The sequence below is a fragment of the Acinetobacter ihumii genome (assembly GCF_900625095.1).
Classification (GTDB): domain Bacteria; phylum Pseudomonadota; class Gammaproteobacteria; order Pseudomonadales; family Moraxellaceae; genus Acinetobacter; species Acinetobacter ihumii.
Map to the genome: position 1 here is coordinate 2873764 of NZ_LR130760.1, position 18387 is coordinate 2892150.

At 40.7% G+C, this 18387-nt stretch carries 18 protein-coding genes; 14 read left to right on the top strand and 4 right to left on the bottom strand.

What is annotated here, in order from left to right; genetic code table 11:
• Positions 1-1074, top strand: a complete 1074-nt coding sequence (locus tag E0D95_RS13515) for a histone deacetylase family protein (RefSeq protein ID WP_130804447.1) — start codon at positions 1-3, stop codon at positions 1072-1074.
• Between the two features lie 42 nt (positions 1075-1116).
• Positions 1117-2037: a LysR family transcriptional regulator gene (locus E0D95_RS13520; protein ID WP_130804449.1), complete on the top strand. Its 921-nt coding sequence runs from the start codon at positions 1117-1119 to the stop codon at positions 2035-2037.
• Positions 2038-2079: 42 nt separating this feature from the next.
• Here the strand turns inward: E0D95_RS13520 and E0D95_RS13525 are convergent, their stop codons facing one another.
• The gene (locus E0D95_RS13525; RefSeq protein ID WP_130804451.1) at positions 2080-2454 is read right to left on the bottom strand and encodes an MmcQ/YjbR family DNA-binding protein; all 375 of its coding nucleotides are present in this window, start codon (positions 2452-2454) and stop codon (positions 2080-2082) included.
• 322 nt (positions 2455-2776) lie between these two features.
• Here E0D95_RS13525 and E0D95_RS13530 point away from each other — a divergent pair, with 322 nt between their 5' ends.
• Both E0D95_RS13530 and E0D95_RS15885 read left to right on the top strand, forming a co-directional pair.
• On the top strand, positions 2777-4162 hold the full coding sequence (locus E0D95_RS13530; RefSeq protein WP_130804453.1) for a hypothetical protein: 1386 nt from the start codon (positions 2777-2779) through the stop codon (positions 4160-4162).
• Positions 4163-4211: 49 nt separating this feature from the next.
• Positions 4212-5288, top strand: coding sequence for a hypothetical protein (locus tag E0D95_RS15885; protein ID WP_228258864.1), 1077 nt, complete (start codon positions 4212-4214; stop codon positions 5286-5288).
• On the opposite strand, the gene E0D95_RS13540 is transcribed toward E0D95_RS15885, so the two are convergent.
• Both E0D95_RS13540 and E0D95_RS13545 read right to left on the bottom strand, forming a co-directional pair.
• Positions 5289-6731 carry a protein adenylyltransferase SelO gene (locus tag E0D95_RS13540; RefSeq protein ID WP_130804455.1) on the bottom strand — a complete coding sequence of 481 codons (1443 nt, stop codon included), beginning with the start codon at positions 6729-6731 and terminating at the stop codon, positions 5289-5291. It lies immediately after the preceding gene.
• Positions 6732-6833: 102 nt separating this feature from the next.
• Positions 6834-7613 (bottom strand): SDR family oxidoreductase, encoded by a 780-nt coding sequence (locus E0D95_RS13545; protein ID WP_130804457.1) that lies wholly within the window; start codon positions 7611-7613, stop codon positions 6834-6836.
• Positions 7614-7744: 131 nt separating this feature from the next.
• Here E0D95_RS13545 and mazG point away from each other — a divergent pair, with 131 nt between their 5' ends.
• From mazG to yjgA, 9 genes are all read left to right on the top strand, one after another.
• Complete coding sequence (gene mazG, locus E0D95_RS13550; RefSeq protein WP_130804459.1) at positions 7745-8518, top strand: nucleoside triphosphate pyrophosphohydrolase; 774 nt, start codon at positions 7745-7747, stop codon at positions 8516-8518.
• A gap of 1 nt (position 8519) precedes the next feature.
• Positions 8520-8954 (top strand): ComEA family DNA-binding protein, encoded by a 435-nt coding sequence (locus tag E0D95_RS13555; protein WP_130804460.1) that lies wholly within the window; start codon positions 8520-8522, stop codon positions 8952-8954.
• 130 nt (positions 8955-9084) lie between these two features.
• The gene (gene pcnB / locus E0D95_RS13560; protein ID WP_130804461.1) at positions 9085-10539 is read left to right on the top strand and encodes a polynucleotide adenylyltransferase PcnB; all 1455 of its coding nucleotides are present in this window, start codon (positions 9085-9087) and stop codon (positions 10537-10539) included.
• Positions 10536-11024, top strand: coding sequence for a 2-amino-4-hydroxy-6-hydroxymethyldihydropteridine diphosphokinase (folK, locus tag E0D95_RS13565; RefSeq protein ID WP_130804462.1), 489 nt, complete (start codon positions 10536-10538; stop codon positions 11022-11024). The genes pcnB and folK overlap by 4 nt, the downstream gene beginning before the upstream one ends.
• Before the next feature lie 35 nt (positions 11025-11059).
• A complete protein-coding gene (panB, locus tag E0D95_RS13570) occupies positions 11060-11869 on the top strand; it encodes a 3-methyl-2-oxobutanoate hydroxymethyltransferase (RefSeq protein ID WP_130804910.1) in 810 nt (269 codons plus the stop codon).
• A gap of 3 nt (positions 11870-11872) precedes the next feature.
• A complete protein-coding gene (gene panC, locus E0D95_RS13575) occupies positions 11873-12718 on the top strand; it encodes a pantoate--beta-alanine ligase (protein ID WP_130804464.1) in 846 nt (281 codons plus the stop codon).
• Between the two features lie 21 nt (positions 12719-12739).
• Positions 12740-13591, top strand: coding sequence for an RNase adapter RapZ (rapZ, locus tag E0D95_RS13580; RefSeq protein WP_130804466.1), 852 nt, complete (start codon positions 12740-12742; stop codon positions 13589-13591).
• Positions 13588-13857: an HPr family phosphocarrier protein gene (locus E0D95_RS13585; RefSeq protein WP_130804468.1), complete on the top strand. Its 270-nt coding sequence runs from the start codon at positions 13588-13590 to the stop codon at positions 13855-13857. Before rapZ ends, E0D95_RS13585 begins: the two co-directional genes overlap by 4 nt.
• 2 nt (positions 13858-13859) lie before the next feature.
• On the top strand, positions 13860-14396 hold the full coding sequence (gene yjgA / locus E0D95_RS13590; RefSeq protein ID WP_130804470.1) for a ribosome biogenesis factor YjgA: 537 nt from the start codon (positions 13860-13862) through the stop codon (positions 14394-14396).
• 68 nt (positions 14397-14464) lie between these two features.
• Here the strand turns inward: yjgA and E0D95_RS13595 are convergent, their stop codons facing one another.
• Positions 14465-16105 (bottom strand): acyl-CoA synthetase, encoded by a 1641-nt coding sequence (locus E0D95_RS13595; protein WP_130804911.1) that lies wholly within the window; start codon positions 16103-16105, stop codon positions 14465-14467.
• 357 nt (positions 16106-16462) lie between these two features.
• Here E0D95_RS13595 and thrS point away from each other — a divergent pair, with 357 nt between their 5' ends.
• Positions 16463-18385: a threonine--tRNA ligase gene (gene thrS / locus E0D95_RS13600; protein ID WP_130804472.1), complete on the top strand. Its 1923-nt coding sequence runs from the start codon at positions 16463-16465 to the stop codon at positions 18383-18385.
• Positions 18386-18387 lie beyond the last annotated feature (2 nt).

Sequence of the window (18387 nt, forward strand, 5' to 3'; positions counted from 1 at the left end):
ATGCAAATTTTCTTTCATCCTGAACAGTTAAAACATTGTCCACAAAGTTATTATTCAAGAGGGAAAATGCGTCAGCCTCAAGAAAAGCCTGAGCGCATGCACGAACTGCTTAAAGCCATTGAACAGCTATCATTGACTGTGAAAACAGCAAAAGATTTTGGTACTAAACCTCTATTGGATGTTCACACACTAGGCTATATCGACTTTTTAAAAAATGCTTATAGCGAATGGAAACAGTTACCTGAAGACTGGGGCGATGAAGTACTTTCCAATGTATTTATACGGGAAAATAATCGGGAAATTGGTGTGCTTGCGAAAGCAGCAAAGTATTTGGCAGATGGGAGTGCGCCTATTGGTCAGCATACATGGACATCTACTTATTGGTCGGCACAAACGGCTTTATCTTGTGCAGATGCACTTCTTAGCCAAAAGGAACAGTGTATTATTGGTTTAACACGCCCAGCAGGCCATCACGCCCGTAAAGATGGTGCGGGAGGATTTTGTTATATCAACAACGCTGCTGTAATTGCACAATATTTAAGACAACATTTTAAACGAATTGCTATTATTGATACAGATATGCACCATGGACAAGGAATTCAGGAAATATTTTATGATCGCTCTGATGTATTGTATGTTTCAGTGCATGGCGATCCAACCAATTTTTATCCAGTAGTCGCAGGTTTTGCTGATGAATATGGCACAGGATCTGGATATGGCTACAATAAAAATTTTCCAATGCCACATGGAAGCTCAGAAGAAACCTTTTTTAAGTTTTTAGATCAGGCTGTCGATTATGTTCAAACGTATCAGCCTGATATTGTTATTCATGTCATGGGCTTTGATATCTATGTGGATGATCCACAAGCAAAATGTTCGGTCAGTACAGCAGGATTTGCACAGGTTGCTGAAAAAATTAAATCAATTGGTGTTCCGACCATTAGCTTGATAGAAGGAGGATACTGTATCGAAAAGTTAGGTGAGAACTTTAAAAGTTTTTTGAAAGGATTTGGTATTCATCCTGCTTCTCAACATGAGCAAAATCAGCAACAAGTGTTGGTTGAACTTGAGTAAATAGCTTTTGAAATTTAATTCAAAATAGGGAAATATGTTTTAATGAAGTCAAATATATTGCTAGAAAAATGCAATTGGTCATTGTTACGTATTTTTCGCGTTATTGTACAAGAAGGCAGCTTAAATAAAGCTGCCATGAAGCTATTTTTAACTCAGTCTGCAATTAGTCAAAGTTTAAAGCGCCTTGAAGAGCAGATTGGGGAAGTGCTTATTATTCGCACAGGAGGGAAGTTTTATCTGACGCCAACAGGTGAAATTGTCTTTGAAGCCAGTTTAGTCATTTATAATCAGTTAATTGATTATGAAGATCGTTTAAATACTGAAAAGAATAGTTTGTCTGGAACGATTAAACTTTTAGTTCTTAGCCGAATTGAATCATCTCGTTATGATCAGGTTTTACATGATTTTCATGAAAAATATCCTTTGGTCGATTTTCAGGTGGATGTTTTAAGAAGTAAGGAAATTCAGCAACTTTTATTGCAGAAAATTCCTGCATTAGGTATTTGTATTAGTCGTGAGATGCATCCAAAACTAAATTATCATACTTTGATTAATCAAAAATATGCGCTTTTTTGTAGTCGAAAGCATCCTCTTTATCAACAGGATATTCAAGCGATTGATCAGATTAGAGGGCATGGTTTTATTTCTTTTCAGAGTGAGCAGTTAAACGATCCACTCTCTCCGCTCCATGAGATAAGAGAAATAGTAATTAGAAATAACAAATTATTGGTCACCACCAACAATATAGACGAAGTGATACGTTTTATAAAAAATGGAATTGGAATTGGTTTTTTGCCAAAACATATGGTAGAAGATAAAAATATTGGGGCCGAGTTTCGACAATTACCTCCGTTCCCACATGCTGCTATCCTTCCTATTTTATTAACTTGGCATAAGGATCGTGAACTTTCTTTATTAGAACAGTATTTTACGAATGACTTGAGAAATGTTTTTTGCCGTTAAAAAAAAGTTGGTAGACATATATTTTATTGAAGAACGAGTGATTTATTCAGACAAAAGCTTTAAACGCATTTTTTGTGCTTTATTCAATTTAGTGATAACCAGCGCATACGAAGCTTTTACTAAATCTTCAATCAGCTCTTGATCAATATTTTGCCCTTCAAAAATCGAAATCCAGTGTTTTTTATTCATGTGATAGCCTGATGTAATTGAGGGATACAATTCTTTCAGTTCTTCAGCATAATCAGGCTCAATTTTGACGTTAATAAACTTTTGTCGATTGACTTCGCCTGTTAATAAAAACACTTTGTCAAAGACTTTAATCACATTGCACTCTGGACCAAAGGGGTGAGACAACTCAGTTTCAGCTTGTTCAAGTGCAATTTTTATCGCCAGTTTTTGTATGTGTTCTGCTTTCATTTGCATCCTTATAAATTTAGATTTGTTCTTGGTTGAATTTTAATCATTATAGATTCAATGGTTTAAATTAATTTATCGTATTGTGTTTATCCTGTGGATAATCACAATGTTATCCACAGAAAATGGGGATAACTGTACGCGCAAAAATATCAATCAATGACTAAATAGCCTAATCTAATTCTGCGTACTAGAAAAATCATTTTAATGGCATTTGCCATTTTCTATTGAATAAAAGACAGATTTGTCTGCTTAAGCCATTGTAAAAATCACATGTTTTATGTAAATTCTGTTTGCTTTGTGTAAGTATAAAAATGGAAAAATCATGATATTCAAAAAAACTGTACTTGTTATTGCTCTGACTTCTTTACTTGCTGCATGTGGCGGTGGTGGTGGAGACTCATCAACTTCTTCTGGTTCACCAAATGGTGGTTCAGAATCAACCAATACAATGAGCGATTTAGATAAAGCAAAACAGCTCATTACAACAGCCAATACCATTATTTCTTATTACGATAGTTTTGAAGATATTCAAAAAACCTATGAACCATCTATTGATGCGGTTGCTCAAGTGAGTACTGATATTGAAGATGGAAGTAATTTAGTTCTTATTCTGGCTGAATTGGCACACGACGACGCAAAAGGAAGTAATCGGGATTATAATTCTGAACAAGTTGCAGCACTTTATAATACTCATGCTGATTATACGCCAGATTATAAGCTCAGTAACAACACCCTTTCGATTCAGGTCAGAGGCTCAACAATTACCATTCGCGGATCCACTGAGTTTGAGCGTTGGGTTGGCTATAATTTTCCTAATAATGGGCAAAGTCCAACTCCGATTTATGCTGACAAGATGACTATGGATGTCAAGGATTTGGTTTTAACTGTTCCTGTGACCAATACATCAGCTACAAGTTATCGTTTTAATCTTCAGCAGGGCGGCAGTATTCATACGATTAATGCTAAGCAAAAAGAAGCGACCCTCAGTTTTAATGGTAACTCTACGGCTTCTATAACATATGCATCTTCTAAAATCATGGACGTTCGTACGGATGATGAAGTCCCTACATCGGCAAAGCTTGAATTAAGTAACATCACGCTGAAGACAAATGATAATTTTGTAGCAACTTTGGCAGAGTTATCAGGTGAAGCAAAAGCAGCAAACTTTATTAATAATGGCGATGCTTTTGTAGGTCTTGTACCTTATCAAGTAAAACTTAAAGGAACAGCTACATTAAATGATAAGGACAACTTAGGCATTGATGCAACTATTAAATTAAATAATGATTTAACTAAGAACATTGATATAACTGGTAATAAAGAATCCCTAAATAATTTCTTAAATCTTTCCGTGGAAGTTGCTTTAAAAGGAAACTTGCAAGCAAAAGCTAAACAAACTCCATTTAGTTTGAAAATTGATGCATTAAGAAATAAATATGAGTCAGGTAATGCAACTGCGGATATTGATGTAGATGGAAATGCATTAAATATTCAATTTATTTCATCTGATCTCGATAAGGATAAACCAACCATTGGGGCAACGATTAAACATAAAAATGGTGCTTTTGTATCAACCCCTAATCTGAAAAATTTTGCCTCAACAGATATTATGGTAGGTAGTCAAAGTTATGGAACATTATCTAAAACTTCTGGCTCTGTATACAATGCAAAATTCAGTGATAATTCCATTATTACCATTGCACCATAATATTTAACTCAAGGTGGCGATTATTAGCCACCTTTTTTATTTGTTGATTATGAAAAAAATTGTTTGTTTTTTGGCTCTTTTACCAAGCTGTGTTTATGCCCAGCCGCAACAAATCGAATATCGGGTTAAAGCTGATTTATATAGTCAACCGATTTCGATCCATTCATTTTTGGATGATTGGAAAGATCCAAATTTGAAATCGGGCAACAATGCATTTGCTCATGGGAAAATGCAGCTTGGCTTACAACAAGGCTCTTGGAATTATGCTTGGGTTTGGCGTTATGACTATGTTTTAAATTTTAGTCAGGATATGGCAAAACTTTATCATCAAATTCAAAATGATCAACTTATTGATTCAAATCAGCACTATAACCTTGACTTAAAGGCACAGCATATCGATGCGGTGGGTACTCGATTTGCTTATGATTGGTCGATCAATGCAGATTGGATACTGAGTTCGGGACTTACAGCATTAATTGGTCGACATTATGTTGATGGGTATTTTCAGGGAACTGGACAAACTACCCAGATGCAAGAGTTGTTTGATCGTGTGGAGTGGTTAAATGGATCGCTCAACTACAGTTATGATCGGCCAGCGCTCAAAGAAGAAAATATGGGTTGGGACCCACAGGCAAATCGTGGATATGGTTATGCATTAGATTTTGCGTTATCAGGTCGAATGTTTGATCGGATTGATATAAATCTTTCTGCTGAGGATTTGGTCGGCTATCTGTATTGGGATAATGCACCTTATACCCAATATGAACTTCGTTATGATCAGGATAATCGTCCAAGATTTGATATTCGTGGCCAATTAGGTACCAAACAGAAGTACACGCAAAGATTGCCTTGTACCATTAGCACTGAAATTAACTATGCGCCAGAAGCATCATTATGGAAAGCGGGTATCTCCACATTATCCAATGAATATATAACTTTATATCAATTGAATGGTTATTATCGTTTTGAGTTGGGGACGTTGGGGATTCATTTTGAACCGCAATCACATGCTTATGGGGTTTCATTTCAGCACCAAAACATTGGGCTTAAATACCTCACGGATGATTTGAATACCAATCAGGCCCATCGAATGGGCGCTTTGGTATATGCACAATATCAATGGTAACTATGACGAGCAACTGACCATTACTTCGGGTACATCGCTTGGAAGTGGGGCTAAATCTTCAGGTCGTTCCAATTCTGGCTGTGGCTTAAATGGGTGGCGCAGTAAAGCGAATAAGCGTTCAACTTCACTCAAATCGCCACGTTCAGCAAGTTCGATGGCTTTTTGTGCCATATGATTTCTGAGAATATAAACGGGATTGACCTGTTGCATTTGGGCATCGAGTAATTCAAGGTCTTGATGCTCGCGAATGCTTTGATAAAGGTGTAAAAACGCATCAAACTGACGAATATCCAGACAATCATCGCGAAGGGCTTGGTATTGCTGATGTTGCAGGTGTAGAAAACTCTGAGTGTAATCCAGTTGCTCAGTTTGCAAGATACGCAAAAAAGCCATGCCGCAGTCAAAGCTATCCTTATGAAAATCTGGCAGACCCATTTTTTGACATAAGCCTTGGGTATAGGCTGCTAAAAAAGTCGGTTCAAAATGTTCCAAACAATCAGCGAGTTGTTTTTTAAAGCTTTCTTTATCTTCTGGCTGTGCGAGCGGAATCAGATGATTCAGCCACATCCATAAGTTCCAATGTGCGATGCTCGGTTGGTTTTGATAAGCATAACGACCTTGGTGATCTGAATGATTGTTGATCCAATTGGGACGAAAGCGTTCCATAAAGCCATAAGGGCCAAAATCCAAGGTAGAACCTGTAATGTTTAAATTGTCGGTATTCATCACCCCATGTGCAAACCCGATCAATTGCCATTGCGCGATCATTTTGGCGGTGTTTTTAATCACGCCTTCTGCAAAAGCCAGAATCGGTTGTTCAGCTTGTAAAGCTTCTGGATAATGCCATTCGATACATTTTTGGGTAAATTCTGCGAGCAGTTCAGGCGCGTATTGATTGATCCACTCAAAATGACCTAAACGAATGTGGCAATCGGAACTGCGTAACAACATTGCGCCTTGTTCCAGTTTTTCACGTTGTACCCCTTGACCGGATGTCGTAAAACCCACAGCATTACTTGATGCAATACCCAGACTATTTAAAGCGTGTCCTGCCAAATATTCACGAATCACCGAGCGCAATACTGCACGGCCATCGCCCATTCTTGAATAAGGCGTCAGTCCTGCACCTTTCAAGTGTAAGTCGATGGTTTGTCCTGAGCGATTTAAAACCTGAGCAATTAATAAGCCTCGACCATCACCCAGTTGACCTGCCCATTGTCCAAATTGATGTCCTGCATAGACCATTGCTAAGGGTGAAAATTCTGTAAAGGTTTTTTGTCCACTACAGATCTCAACCCATTGCTGTTTATCCTGTTCAGACCACTGTAAATCATCAGCCAGTTCGACATTAAAATGTCCTGCCGCAGCACCTTTCAGTGGGACAGGTGCTTGTTGGTGATAAAGTTTCTGGTTGAGTTCAGGATAACGTGAATTAAAATGCATAACAGAAGGCGACTCATGGCTATAACATCACTATAGCAAATAATCCTGCTTCTGCCTAAAACATAGACTGCGTGATAAAAGTAAAGCATTTATGATATTGATTCATTTTTTTCTTCGACTAATCATCAGGTTACTTAAGCGATTTAAAAATTGTGGACTGATATTCGATAATTGATACAAAACTTTGGTTTTTAAACCAATCGCTGTATGGGTGGCGCGAAAAAAATGATCTTGTTGTTGCGCAAGTTTGAGAACCTGTTTAGCAACATCAGACGGGCTGAGATTTACGCCCATATTTTGAATGCTCGCTGCATCCATATTTTTAACCATGGTGGTTTGTACAAAAAGTGGCATGACATCCAGCACTCGAATGCCATATTTTTGCCATTCCACATCCAAGGCTTCAGTCAGCCCGCGTACTGCAAACTTACTGGCTGAATAAGAGCTTAAGTCTGCTTGACCATAAATGGCAGAAGCCGATGACAAGTTAATAATTCGCGCAAAGCCCGTTTGTTTAAGATAAGGTAAGGCAGCATGACAGCCGTTTAGTACACCTTTGACATTAATATCAATGGTGCGGTGATGCGTTTGAATATTGGTATGTTCAAATGCGCCTGAGTAGAGGATGCCAGCATTATTCACCAAAATATTGAGTTCTCCTGCCCATTGTACAAACTGTTTTAAGGCATGTTGCCAGTGATCGTAGTCACTCACATCCAGATAACCTGCAAAAGCACGTGAACCTAACCCTTTGGCCAGTTTTTGACTCTGGATTTCATTGATATCAAAAATTCCGACCAGATAACCATGCTGATAAAAAGTTCTCGCAATTTCTGCGCCAATCCCTTGAGCTGCGCCTGTAATCAGGATACTTTGAGCCATATTTTTCTCATTTTTTTTTGTTAAAAGATGCTTGATTGAATGATCATATGAGTGTTAGCGCTCACTGTTCAGATCATAACAAATCTGCTTTTGAAATAAATTGACCACGATAAGCTGTAGAGGATTTAGACATGCAACAACTACTGAATATCATGCGTGAGTTACGTGAAAAATGTCCGTGGGATCGTGAGCAAACGCCTTCAACTTTGACTCAATATGCGATTGAAGAAGCTTATGAAGTGGAGGCCGCTGTGCGTGAAGGTCATTTGGATGAGATTCGCGATGAACTAGGCGATCTGCTTTTACAAGTGGTTTTTCAGTCACAAATGTATAGCGAGCAAGGTGCTTTTGATTTTCATGATGTGGTAAATGCGATTAGTGAAAAATTGATTCGTCGGCATCCGCATGTGTTTCAGGCTGAACAGTTTTCAGCGTTAAATCCGGATCAGGTGAGCGAACTTTGGCAACAGATCAAGCAGCAAGAAAAACAGGGCAAACCGCAATCGCGCTTAGACGACCTCAAACATGGTCCAGCTCTAAATCAGGCGCAGGACATTCAAAAAAAAGCGGCGCAATTGGGCTTCGATTTTGAAACAGTTGAAGATTCGTATGGCAAATTAAAAGAAGAACTTGCAGAATTTGAACAAGCATTACAATCGCAACAATCCGATGAAATACATGAGGAATTTGGAGATTGCCTATTTTCTCTGGTGAATGTTGGACGTAAACTTGGGCTTTCCAGTGAATCCGCACTATTGGCGACGATTTTTAAGTTTAGACAACGTTTTGCTTATATAGAGCAACAAGCGACTTTACAACAAAAAAATTTAGAAGACATGAGTCTACAAGAAATGGATGCACTTTGGGATCAAGCGAAACAACAATTAGAATCTAGGTCTTTATAATATGTTTTGGGTACAACAAACACAGCAACTTTTACTTAAATTGATTCAGATCATCGTATTGTCATCATGTTCAAGTGTGCTCTTTGCACAGCAGTTTGATCAATCCTATTTGACATGGAAAGCACAGCAACAATCACATGATCAACGCTTAAATGCATCAGCTTCGGCAAATCATTATTTGGGCAAGCCTAGTTTAGCATCGGCTCAAACATCGTCACAAAACAGCACTTCAAAAAATGCGGGCCAGAAGGTGAATATCAATAAAGCTTCTGTACTGGAACTTCAGCAATTGCATGGTATTGGTGAGAAAAAGGCACAGGCTATTGTAGAGTATCGAAACCAGAATGGGCAGTTTAAAAACATGAATGATTTGCTAAATATTAAAGGCATTGGACCAAAATTTATTGAAAAAAACAGGTCAAATCTGAGTTTGTAAACCTACAATTTCAGCGAAATTTAGTGGCTAAGTGCCTAATCATTGAGAGAATCAAATTGCCCTTTGGTCTGCTTAGAGATATGATTAGCGCATCTTATCATTTACGTCCAGACGTAGGAGACAGCGTCTTTTGCAAACCTTGCGCGCGTCAAAATGTGGTTTATCTACCACGCAGCTTCCTTCTTCAATCTTAGATGTGATCGATAGTCTCACCAAAGCAGGTTATGAGGCTTATATTGTCGGTGGTGGAGTGCGGGATCTGATGTTAGGCCTTAATCCAAAGGATTTTGATGCCGTGACCAATGCCACACCTGCTCAGGTCAAAGAAGTTTTCGGACGACGTTGTCGTATTATTGGACGACGTTTTGAGCTGGCACATGTCTACTCTGGACGTGAACTGATTGAAGTTGCGACATTTCGTGCTCCTCCCAAAAAAGCAGTGACCAGCACCTCAGGCATGATTCTGCGTGATAATAATTGGGGAAGTATTGAGCAGGATTTTGCACGACGTGATTTTTCAATCAATGCTTTGTACTATCAACCACGTAAAGGCATTGTGCTGGATTTTTGTGATGCCATCTCAGATATTCATCACAAAACATTGCGTTTATTGGGTGACCCGAAACAGCGTTTTGAGGAAGACCCAGTACGCATGCTGCGTACTTTACGTTTTGCCGCCAAACTGAATTTTGATATTGATCCTGCGATTTTAAAAATTTTTGATGTGGATATGACACAGCTATTACGTGATGTCTCTCCACACCGTTTATATGACGAATCGCAAAAGTTATTTACCATGGGACATCTGGCGCGAGTTTTGCCGATGCTCATCGAGTTTGACATCTGGAAACAATTATTTGCGGATATTAAACCAGAGATTAGCCAGTTTATTGAGCGCGCGGCTAAAAATACCGATCAGCGCATTCAGATTGGTAAAACTATCAATCCTGCATTTTTCTATGCAGTGTTATTGTGGAAGCCTTTTTTGGAACGTTGTGATTTTTATTTAAATAAAGGGGTTATTCCTGCTGAGGCTCGTGCGCAAGCAGGTTTAGATGTGCTCAAGCGTCAGGCTACTCGTACCGTCATTCCACGTTTTGCTGAAACTTTTATTCGTGAAGTATGGGAAATGCAGGTCCGTCTGCTCAATCCTAAACCACAACAAATTGAAGCATTGGCGGGGCATGCGCGTTTTCGTGCAGGTTTTGACTTTTTATTGCTACGCGAAAAGTCAGGAGACGACTCTACACAAGGCATGGGACAGTGGTGGGATCAGTATCAATCACTTTCGGTTGATCAAAAAGAAGCAGCCATTAGCCAATATAATCGGCAACGCGCCAAAACACGTCGCAAACAAAATGCTGAAGTGAATGAGCCAAAAGAGATTTCGACTGAAATCGAACCCTTGGTTGATGTGCCAGAACCTCGTAGTCGCCGTTCCCGTCGAGAGCAACCTCGTCAAAAAGACGCTGGTCGAGCTTCTGCTTCGGCTTCTGCTGAACAGATCAATTCAGATCATCCGATTATGAAACGTAAACGGGTCAATCGAGATTTAAGTAAAGTAATTTTTGGACCGACGCAATGAGTGTTGTGACCTACATCGGCATGGGCAGTAATTTAGGAGATTCTGTCCAGATTCTGCGTGAAGCGGCTCATAAACTTGCAGAACTTGGTCCAATTCAAGTTTCCAGACTGTATCGTAGTCCCCCGATGGGCCCACAGGATCAGCCACACTATTACAATGCCGTTGTGCAATTGGTCACGACACTTCAGCCTTTAGATTTACTCGATCAACTACAGCGTTTTGAACAAGAGGCTGGACGTGTGCGATTACGTCGTTGGGGGGAGCGTACACTCGATCTGGATGTATTGCTCTATGCCGATCAATCTATTGAAAATGAACGTTTGAACGTGCCTCACATTGGTCTGCTTGAGCGTGATTTTGTCGTGCTCCCTTTATTGGATATTGAGAGTAATTTGAAGGTTCGTGATCAATGGCTTCGGGATTTAAAATGGAGCCAAGCATCCACATTGACTGTGATTGACGATAAGCACTGGGTTGAAAAATAACGTCATTTGACGTGACGTTGATAGAGGACATCATGATGATTAGTCTAAGTGACTTAAGAAAGTTTAAAGCCGAAGGACGCAAGTTTTCCTGTCTGACTTGTTACGATGCAAGCATGGCAAAAGCGATGGAGCTTGCCGAGATTGATACCATCTTGATTGGTGATTCTCTGGGAATGGCAATACAGGGTCATGACTCTACTTTGCCTGTAACGGTCGAAGACATGGCTTATCACACTGCAGCTGTACGCCGTGGAAATCAGCATGCGCTGATCATGACTGATTTGCCTTTCATGAGCTATGCGACCTTGAATGATGCTTTGCACAACGCCAAAAAGGTCATGCAAGCAGGCGCGCAAATGATCAAAATCGAGGGTGGAGCATGGTTGAGTGAATCTGTACGTGTATTGACACAAAATGGTATTCCAGTATGTGTACACTTGGGATTAACGCCACAATCGGTACATGTATTTGGTGGTTATAAATTGCAAGCCAGAACACGTGAAGCCGCGGATCAGTTAATTGCAGACTGTACTGCGGTGGTTGAGGCTGGGGCTGCGATGTTATTGTTGGAATGCGTTCCTGCACAGTTAGGTCAGGAAATTGCTGAATTATTTCCGCATACCCCCGTGATTGGGATTGGCGCAGGTCATCAAACGGATGGTCAAGTCTTGGTGGTACAGGATATGCTGGGTTTGACTTTTGGGCGTATGGCACGATTTGTGCGTAATTTTATGAAAGAACAGGCAGGCGAGACCGCCATTGTGGATGCCTTTAAAGCTTACCACTTAGCAGTGCAGGATCAATCTTTTCCTGCACCAGAGCATACATTTCAGGTTGAGCTGTAACTCATGAAAACAGAAACAACAATACAAGGGCTGAGTGCTTCTTTACAATCTGCTCGTGCTGCTCGCAAAACGATTGGCTTTGTCCCAACCATGGGCAATTTGCATCAGGGGCATTTGAATCTGGTACGTGAAGCCAAAAAACTCTGTGATGTGGTAGTAGTGAGTATTTTTGTCAATCCTATCCAGTTTGGTGAAGGTGAGGATTTTGAAAGCTATCCGCGGACATTGGAGCAAGACAGCCATTTATTGGCAGATGTCGGGTGTGACATTATTTTTGCACCCACGGTAGATCAAATGTACGGTAAACAACCACGCTTGACCAATATTAGTGTGGGTGGCATTACTCAGGATTTGTGTGGTCAGTCTCGTCCAGGTCACTTTGATGGTGTGGCGGTGGTGGTGACGAAACTATTTAACATTGTTCAGCCACATTTTGCATTTTTTGGTCAAAAAGACTATCAACAATTGGCGGTTATTCGTCAATTGGTCAAAGATCTCAATATGCCGATCGAAATTATTGGTGTCCCGATTGCGCGTGACACAGATGGTCTCGCGCTCAGCTCGCGTAATGGCTATTTGACGCAAGAACAACGTCAAACTGCTCCTGTCATTTTTCAGTCTCTCAAACAGGCCGAAAAAGATTTGCATGCAGGTGTGGCCTTGTCAGAGGTATTGCAAAATATCAAAGCACAACTCAGCGATGCTGGACTCGTTGTGGACTATGTAGAAGCGCGTCAGCCTGATTTACAACCGATCAATGTCTTTGATCATGATCTGGTTCTGTTTATTGCAGCGAAACTGGGAAATACCCGTCTCATTGATAATTTACAGATTCAACTCAAGACATAATATAAAAAGGACAGTCATGCCATGAAGCGTATTCTTATCGTCACAGGGCAATCTGGATCAGGAAAATCCTCTGCATTGCAGGTGTTGGAAGATCTGGGCTATTACTGTATTGATAACCTGCCTTTGGCATTGCTGCCAGAAATTGTATCTAAACTCGATCATGAAAATAATCTGGAACAACTGGCACTTGGGGTGGATGTTCGAAGTACGCGTGCAGATTTACAGGAATTTGATCAGGTCTTTGAACAGTTGCAGCGTCATGGTTCAGTCGATGTCATTTATTTGACTACACAGGATCAGGAGCTGATTGCACGCTTTAGTGCATCGCGTCGACCACATCCACTGGCCAGTCGTTTTAAAAGTTTGAATGAATGCATTCAGGAAGAAAAGCAACTATTGCTTCCGATTCAGTTTCGTTCAACGGTACATATTGATACCACTGATAAAAGTGTGCATGACTTAAAGCATACATTACTGTCAAAATTGGGACAGTCAGATAAACTCATCCTGATTTTACAGTCTTTTGGTTATAAACATGGCATCCCGCTCGATGCCGATTATGTGTTTGATGTACGTCATTTGCCGAATCCACACTGGGATTTAGAACTGCGTAAATTTTCTGGGCTAGATGCGCCAGTACAGCAGTTTTTAGAGTCGAGCCAGCAAACCAATGACATGTTCAATGATGTCTATCAGTTTTTGGATAAATGGCTACCCGTTTTTGCAGAAGGGCATCGTCACTACATGACCATTTCGATCGGATGCACAGGTGGACAACATCGTTCAGTTTACATTGTGGATAGACTAAAAAAGGCACTTGAGGCAAAATGGTCGGTTCAGGTTTTACATAGAGAAATGAAGCACTGGTCATGATTGACACTACAGTTGATGTAATTAATAAACTTGGTCTACACGCCCGTGCATCAGGGAAATTGATTGAGGTCACCACAAAATTTCGTTCTTCGATTCAAATCGGTAAAGGCGATAAACTGGTTGATGCCAAAAATATCATGTCTTTACTGATGCTAGGTGCAGGCAAAGGAACAACTTTGCGTCTGGTGCTTGATGGTGCTGATGAAGAAAAGGCACAAGACGAAATTAAGGCATTGTTCGCAGCAAAATTTTATGAGGCAGATTAATCGTGGCACGTCGTCCAAATAAACGTTTCAGTGAAGAAGATTTTGAATCTTTAGAAGGACGTGCAAGTAAAACCGAACAGAAGAAAGCTGTTCAGCGTATGGCTGCACTCGGTGAACAACTGGCTGAACTTTCGGCAAAGCAAATTCAAAAATTACCCGTTGATGAACGTTTAATTGATGCATTGCTGGATGCACAAACAATTACCTCTTTTGAAGCCCGTCGTCGTCAGTTTCAGCGAGTGGGTAAATTATTACGTAACGAAGACGAAAGCGTAATTTTGTCTTATTTGACTCCACAACAGGGGCTGAAAAAACAGGCGCAGTTACAGCGTTGGGTCGATCGTATGATCGAACAGGGTGACCCTGCCATTAACGAATTTAGTAAACTTCATAATGCCTCAGAACGTCATACCTTACGTCAACATGTATTGCGTATTCAACGAGATCTGACCCAAGCATTAGGTGAAGAAGAACTGGCAGCATCCAAGTTAAAATTTTTTAACTATGTGCAACAAGTGGCGTTATTATCTGATAATTGATTCAATTTTTATCGAAACACATCTTACATAATGCCAGTCAAGCTACACTTCGACTGGCATTTTTTTGATTAACTCAATTCACGTGTGGCACGTTCTTTGGCCCAATCCCGTAAAATAAATTTTTGTAATTTACCGGTCGAGGTTTTTGGAATTTCGGTAATCACAATATCTTTGGGAACTTTAAAACGAGCCAACTCTTGCTGACAATGTTGAATTAATTCTTCGACTGTGACCAAAGCATCCTGTTTTAATTCAATAAAAGCGCAGGGCACTTCTTGCCAGCGTAAGTCGGGTTTTGCTACAACTGCAGCGGTCATCACCGCAGGATGTCGGTAGAGCACTTCTTCTACTTCAAGAGATGAAATATTTTCGCCACCAGAAATAATCACATCTTTGGCGCGATCAGTAATTTTGGCGTAACCATCTGCTTGGCATACCGCTAAATCTCCGCTATGAAACCAGCCGCCAGCAAAAGCTTCTTCTGTGGCTTGAGGATTTTTTAAATAACCCTTCATCACAATATTGCCACGGAACATAATTTCTCCGAGCGTTTCTCCATCAGCGGGTACGGGCTGCATCGTTTCAGGGTCTAGCACGCGCATACTGTCCTGTAAGGGATAAGGCACTCCCTGACGTGAATGTAACTGGGCTTGTTCCTGAATTGAAAGATCATTCCAGCCCGCTTGTGAAGCACAAAGTGCAGAAGGGCCATAGGTTTCAGTCAGTCCATACACATGTGTGACATTGATGCCTATATGACGCATTCCTTCAATAATCGCCGCAGGTGGGGCGGCACCTGCCACCATCACTTCAACCCGATGATCAAAATGAACTTGTTTGTCTTTAGGGGTATTGATTAACATCGATAATACGATTGGCGCACCACAGAAATAATCGACTTGATGTTGGGCAATCAGTTGAAACACCCGCTCAGGATCAACTTTGCGCAGACAGACATTGGTGCCGCCATTGGCTGCAACAGTCCATGCAAAACACCAGCCATTACAGTGAAACAGCGGCAATGTCCATAAATAACGGGCGCGTGGCGTCATACCGCAGGCAATAATATTGCTGGCTGCATTCAGATAAGCCCCACGGTGATGATAGACCACACCTTTAGGGTTACCTGTCGTACCCGAGGTATAGTTCAGGCTAATCGCATCCCATTCATCATTTGGCAGTGACCATACAAAATCTGGATTGCCTTGACTGAGCCATGTTTCATATTCAATTTGACCAATTGGATTGCAGAGTTCAGGCTCATATTCGGTATCTGCAACATCAATCACATCAATCCGCTGTGGAACCAGTGCCAACGCTTCCTGAGCAACCGCAGCAAATTCAGGATCAACCAGTAACACTTTAGTCTCGGCATGTTCCAGCATAAAAGCCAATGTTTTTGCGTCCAGACGTGTATTCAATGTATTTAATACTGCGCCAGCCATAGGCACCGCAAAATGTGCTTCAATCATGGCAGGAATATTCGGCAGTAAGACTGAAACTGTATCGTTCTTCTGGATACCTAATTGTTGTAATTGATGGGCAAACTGACAACAGCGTTGATAAGTCTGTTTCCATGAAATTGTGCGTTCGCCATGAATGATGGCTGCCTGATCAGGGTAAATATAAGCGGCGCGTTCAAGATAACGCAAAGGCGAAAGCGCGACAAAATTGGCGGCGTTTTTGGCTAGCTCATCATAAGCATTCATCGTGATTGACTCCATGTCATTATTTTTTAATTGTGCTTGATCAAAAGATATGGCTTTCATTCGATCAAATCATTTAGGCTTTAGTCGTAATTATGTAAGTACATATGTTGATAAAAGACGATGTTAAACCACTTGAAAACACAGTATTTTGCCCATATATCACTGTGGCAGAATTGATTCTGTCAAAATCTGTTTTTTTGTTGATTCAGTTGTTTTATCTCAACGCAAACGCGTGTAAAATTTGTGCTCACTTTTTTATTTATTACCCACCGTTTTTATCTTTTGAGGTTTTCCTCGATCATAATCTCGCGGTGATATGCTCCATTGTGCGGGGCATCACTCCTTAAGGATTTTCTTATGCCAATTATCACATTGCCAAATGGCGATCAAAAATCATTTGATCAAGCTGTTTCTGTTATGCAAGTTGCCCAAAGTATAGGGCCTGGACTTGCTAAAAATACCGTTGCGGGTCGTGTCAACGATCGCCTTGTAGATGCATGTGATCTCATCACTGAAGACGCCACCTTACAAATCATTACGCCGAAAGATCCAGAGGGCGTTGAAATCATTCGCCATTCTTGTGCGCACTTGGTGGGACATGCGGTTAAGCAATTGTTCCCTGAGGTGCAAATGGTGATTGGGCCAGTGATTGAGGAAGGATTTTATTACGATATCTTTAGTCCAAAGCCATTTACCTTAGATGACATGGCTGCGATTGAAGCGCGTATGAAACAATTGATTGATCAGGACTATGATGTCATTAAAAAAATGACACCGCGTGCCGAAGTGATCAAAGAATTTCAATCTCGGGGTGAAACGTATAAATTACGTTTGATTGATGATATGCCTGACGAAACAGCCATGGGGCTGTATTATCATCAGGAATATGTGGACATGTGCCGTGGTCCTCATGTGCCAAATACCCGTTTTCTGAAAAACTTCAAGCTGACTAAAATTTCAGGTGCGTACTGGCGCGGTGATGCTAAAAATGAGCAGTTACAACGGATTTATGGTACAGCGTGGGCAGATAAAAAAGAGCTTGTGGCATATATCAAACGCATAGAAGAAGCTGAAAAACGTGACCACCGTAAAATTGGTAAAGCACTTGATTTGTTCCATATGCAAGAAGAAGCACCAGGTATGGTGTTTTGGCATCCAAATGGCTGGACCATGTATCAAGTTCTTGAACAACATATGCGTCAAGTACAACGTACTCATGGTTACCAAGAGCTAAAAACACCACAAGTTGTGGATATTAGTTTGTGGAAAAAATCGGGTCATGCGGACAATTACGCAGATAATATGTTTACTACACATTCGGAAAGTCGCGAATATGCAGTTAAACCGATGAATTGTCCATGTCATATTCAAGTGTTTAACCAAGGCCTCAAATCGTACAAAGAATTACCAATTCGTTTTGCTGAGTTTGGTTCGTGCCATCGTAATGAACCATCGGGTTCACTTCACGGTATTATGCGTGTACGTGGCTTTACACAAGATGATGGTCATATTTTCTGTACTAAAGATCAAATTGCAGATGAAGTTGCTCAATTTATCAAGCTGACTTTAGATGTTTATAAAGACTTTGGCTTTGAAGATATTCAAATGAAGCTGTCAACACGTCCAGAAAAACGTGTAGGTAGTGAAGAAATGTGGGATGTATCTGAAAAAGCATTGGCTGATGCGTTAGATGCTGCTGGTTTACCTTGGGAATTACAACCAGGTGAAGGCGCATTTTATGGTCCGAAAATTGAATTTTCATTGAAAGACTGTTTGGGCCGCGTATGGCAATGTGGAACCATTCAGTGTGATCCGAATATGCCAGAACGACTAGATGCTTCATTTGTAACTGAAGACAATGAGCGTGATCATCCTGTGATGTTGCACCGCGCAATACTTGGCAGTTTTGAGCGTTTTATTGGTATACTTATTGAACACTATGCGGGTTTTATGCCACCTTGGTTGTCACCAGTCCAAGCCTGTGTCATGAACATTACTGATTCACAAGCCGAAGCTTGTGAACAAGTAGTCGCAAAACTTAAACAAAATGGTCTTCGAGCGATTTCTGACTTGAGAAATGAGAAAATCGGCTTTAAGATTCGTGAGCGTACACTTGAGCGTATTCCTTACCTTTTGGTCTTAGGTGATCGTGAGGTTGAAGAGGGAACTGTGAATGTTCGTACTCGCTCAGGAAAAAATTTAGGGACTATGTCAATTGATGCATTTATTGACCTAGTAAATTCTGCCGTCGCCGAACGCGGCCGGTACATTGTGGAGTAAGA